This window comes from Mesorhizobium sp. M2C.T.Ca.TU.002.02.1.1, assembly GCF_003997225.1.
In genome coordinates, this window is the sequence record NZ_RZTO01000601.1 from 1 (window position 1) to 3,895 (window position 3,895).

The following is a 3,895-nucleotide window of genomic DNA, read 5'->3' on the forward strand; positions in this document are numbered from 1 at the left end:
CCGGACACGGCCGTTGGCCATCGCCTCGGCGGTGACGAGACGGCCCGTCAGCCGTGTCTGGATTTCGGACCCCAGCATCGGGGTCGCCATCCGCCAGGTCTCCACCTTGGCCGCCAGAAAGCCGAGCGCGCAGAAAAGCGACGCCATGAAGACAAGATGCGTTCTCTGCCAGGAGCGCAAGGCCGCCGCGCAGACAGCCATCAGAGCCACCGCCGCAAGCGGCCTGTAGAGATCCGGCTCGGTGCTCAGCGAAAAGTAATAGATCACGCCGGCGGCCAGGAACACCGGCACCAGCAGGAAGCCGACGCCGCGGTCGAGCTCGGTGGCGGCAGCGACCGCAACGCTTCGGCGCAGCGCGGGAAGCGAAACGCGGCCAAGCTGTTTGCGGATCCTGCCGACGGTGGCTGTTGGCAAGGCTGGCTGCAGCGCACCGCCACCTGGCGGCGGTCGTTCGGCGGGTGGACGGAGTTCCGGAAGCGAAAGCGGCGCTTCTGCGGTGGGCTCGGCACGGGCAAACATCAGGCGCTCGCTGACGCCAGCTGTCGTTTCCCCGCCCTCCTCCGCACCCCGGCCACGCCCAGCCATCGGGTCTGCCCCTTGCGCCCCAGACCGCCTATGGTACATGAACGCCGGTCGCGTGGAAGTCTGCGCGAAACATGCGTTTTTCAGTGCTTCTTCGAGAGTTCCATGTCCGACAAGGTCGTCACCCGTTTTGCCCCCTCGCCCACCGGCTACCTGCATATTGGCGGGGCGCGCACGGCGCTGTTCAACTGGCTCTATGCCAAGCACACCGGCGGCACGATGCTTTTGCGTATCGAGGACACTGATCGCGAGCGCTCCACCGAAGCCGCCACGGCCGCCATTCTCGACGGATTGACCTGGCTTGGCCTTTCCTGGGATGGCGACGCTGTCTCGCAGTTCGAGCGCGCGCCGCGCCATCGCGAGGTGGCCGAGGAGCTCGTGCGCATGGGCAAGGCCTATTACAGCTATGAGACGCCCGCTGAGCTGGAGGCGATGCGCGAGGCAGCCAGAGCCAAAGGCCTGCCGCCGCGGTACAACGGCCAGTGGCGCGACCGCGATCCCTCCGAGGCGCCGGCCGGCGTCAAGGGCGCTATCCGCATCAAGGCGCCGACCGAAGGCGAGACGGTCGTGCAGGACCGCGTGCAGGGCGAGGTGCGGTTCCCGAACAAGGATCTCGACGACTTCATCATCCTGCGTTCGGACGGCAACCCGACCTACATGCATGCCGTCGTCGTCGACGACCACGACATGGGCGTCACGCATATCATCCGCGGCGACGATCACTTGACCAACGCCGCGCGCCAGACGGTGATCTACAACGCCATGGGCTGGGCGGTGCCGTCGATGTCGCACATTCCGCTGATCCACGGCGCCGACGGCGCCAAGTTGTCGAAGCGGCATGGCGCGCTCGGCGTCGAGGCCTATCGCGCCATGGGCTATCTGCCGGAAGCCTTGCTCAACTATCTGGCGCGGCTCGGCTGGAGCCATGGCGATGACGAGGTGATGTCGATCAAGGACATGATCGCCTGGTTCGACATCGACGACGTCAACAAGGGCGCTGCGCGCTTCGACTTCGCCAAGCTCGAGGCGCTGAACGGCGTGCATATGCGCAGGATGGACGACCACGCGCTGTTCGACATCTTCGTCGCTACTTTGCCCTATCTCGAAGGTGGCCCGGCGCTCGCCGCGAAGCTCGATGGCAAGCGCAAGGCGCAGTTGCTTGCGGCCATGCCCGGGCTCAAGGAGCGGGCCAAGACCCTGGTCGAGCTGGTCGACGGCGCCGGTTTCCTGTTCGCCGAGCGGCCCTTGCCGCTCGACGAGAAGGCGGCGGGCTTGCTCAACGCGGATGCGCGCGCGATTCTGCGCGGCGCGCATGGCGCATTGTCTTCCATCGAGGGCGACTGGAGCGCCGCTTCGGCGGAGGCTTCGATCCGCGAGTTTGCGCAGGCCGGCGGACACAAGCTCGGCGCGGTGGCCCAGCCACTCAGAGCCGCGCTGACCGGCCGCAGCACCTCGCCCGGTGTGTTCGACGTGCTGGCCGTGCTGGGTCGCCAGGAAAGCCTGGCGAGGATTGGAGACCAAATCGATTAGGAGCGAACTGGCCCAAGAAGATTGGCATTGAAAGGTGTGTTTCGCAGTGCAACATTAGGCCTTGGCCCAATCTGGCACGCACCTCCTAAAATGCGGTGGCAAGTTCGCCCATTCCGGTGATTTCGACGTGTCGTTTGCAGGAATTGCCTTGCCGGCATGAGGAAACATAAAGGAGTTTGCAATGAGCGAAGCTGCGACAAAACTGGAACCGGGCGGCAAGGCGCACGAGTCGACCGCCAGGCTCGAACTCGCCGGCAAGACCCATGAATTCAAGGTGCGAAGCGGGTCGACCGGGCCTGACGTCATCGACATCGGTGCGCTCTACAGCACCACCGGCGCCTTCACCTACGATCCCGGCTTCACGTCGACGGCAAGCTGCGAATCGGCAATCACCTTCATCGACGGCGATGCCGGCATCCTGCTGCATCGCGGCTATCCGATCGACCAGCTCGCCGAGCATGGCGACTTTCTCGAGGTCTGCTACCTGCTGCTCTACGGTGAATTGCCGACCAAGGCGCAGAAGGAGGATTTCGACTATCGCGTGACGCGCCACACCATGGTGCACGAGCAGATGTCGCGCTTCTTCACCGGCTTCCGCCGCGACGCGCATCCGATGGCCGTGATGTGCGGCGTGGTCGGCGCGCTGTCGGCCTTCTACCACGACTCGACCGATATTTCGGATCCCTACCAGCGCATGGTCGCCTCGATGCGCCTGATCGCCAAGATGCCGACCATTGCGGCGATGGCCTACAAATACCACATCGGTCAGCCCTTCATTTACCCGAAGAACGAGCTGAACTTCGCGGCCAATTTCCTGCACATGTGCTTTGCCGTGCCGTGCGAGGAGTACAAGATCAATCCGGTGCTGGCGCGCGCGATGGAGCGCATCTTCATCCTGCACGCCGACCACGAGCAGAACGCCTCGACCTCGACGGTTCGCCTCGCCGGCTCTTCCGGAGCCAACCCCTTCGCCTGCATCGCCGCCGGCATCGCCTGCCTGTGGGGTCCGGCACATGGCGGCGCCAACGAAGCGGCGCTGAACATGCTGGGCGAGATCGGCCATGTCGATCACATTCCGGAGTTCATCGCCCGCGCCAAGGACAAGAACGACCCGTTCCGGCTGATGGGCTTCGGCCATCGCGTCTACAAGAACTACGATCCGCGCGCCAAGATCATGCAGAAGACCGCGCATGAGGTGCTGGGCGAGCTCGGCATCAAGGACGATCCGCTGCTCGACATCGCGATGGAGCTGGAGAAGATCGCGCTGACCGACGAATACTTCATCGCCAAGAAGCTTTATCCGAATGTCGATTTCTATTCCGGCATCACGCTGAAGGCGCTCGGCTTCCCCACCACCATGTTCACCGTGCTGTTCGCGGTCGCGCGTACCGTCGGCTGGATCGCCCAGTGGAAGGAAATGATCGAGGACCCGCACCAGAAGATCGGCCGCCCGCGCCAGCTCTATACCGGCGCCACGGAACGCGATTACGTGCCGATTGCGAAAAGGTGAATTGAGCGAATAGCGAAATAGCGAGTAGCGAATAGGGAAAGAAAGAAGGCTGGGGCGCCTGGCGGCATCCCAGCCCCTACTCGCTATTCGCTACTCCCTATTCGCTCTCCTGATGCATCCCATCACCACTTCCGCGGCGATCTCGCCCGAGGGCCGCTCGGTTGCCATGCGCCGGGCGATCTCCGCAAAGCCCGCCTTTTGCCAGGCGCGCATGCCGGTATCGGCAAACAGCGCTTCCAGCTGCCTGGCGAGATTTTCCGGACGGACATACTG

2 protein-coding genes and 2 pseudogenes are annotated in these 3,895 nt (G+C 64.2%); 2 read left to right on the forward strand and 2 right to left on the reverse strand.

Translation table 11 applies throughout. The features are described 5' to 3' along the window. A pseudogene (locus tag EOD07_RS25820) lies at positions 1–414 on the reverse strand (competence protein); the annotation flags it as partial. A gap of 273 nt (positions 415–687) precedes the next feature. On the opposite strand from EOD07_RS25820, the gene gltX reads away from it, so the two are divergent. Continuing rightward, entirely contained in the window at positions 688–2,112 is a 1,425-nt protein-coding gene (gltX, locus tag EOD07_RS25825; RefSeq protein WP_127237427.1) for a glutamate--tRNA ligase, read from the forward strand. A gap of 181 nt (positions 2,113–2,293) precedes the next feature. Continuing rightward, complete coding sequence (gltA, locus tag EOD07_RS25830; RefSeq protein ID WP_040987273.1) at positions 2,294–3,622, forward strand: citrate synthase; 1,329 nt, start codon at positions 2,294–2,296, stop codon at positions 3,620–3,622. 90 nt (positions 3,623–3,712) lie between these two features. Here the strand turns inward: gltA and EOD07_RS25835 are convergent. Next, positions 3,713–3,895, reverse strand: a pseudogene (locus EOD07_RS25835) (lipid-A-disaccharide synthase); the annotation flags it as partial.

What these genes read in the sequence shown, in the direction of transcription:
- gltA (WP_040987273.1), top strand. Translation starts at nt 2,294, where the DNA reads ATGAGCGAAGCTGCGACAAAACTGGAACCGGGCGGCAAGGCGCACGAG.
- gltX (WP_127237427.1), top strand. Translation starts at nt 688, where the DNA reads ATGTCCGACAAGGTCGTCACCCGTTTTGCCCCCTCGCCCACCGGCTAC.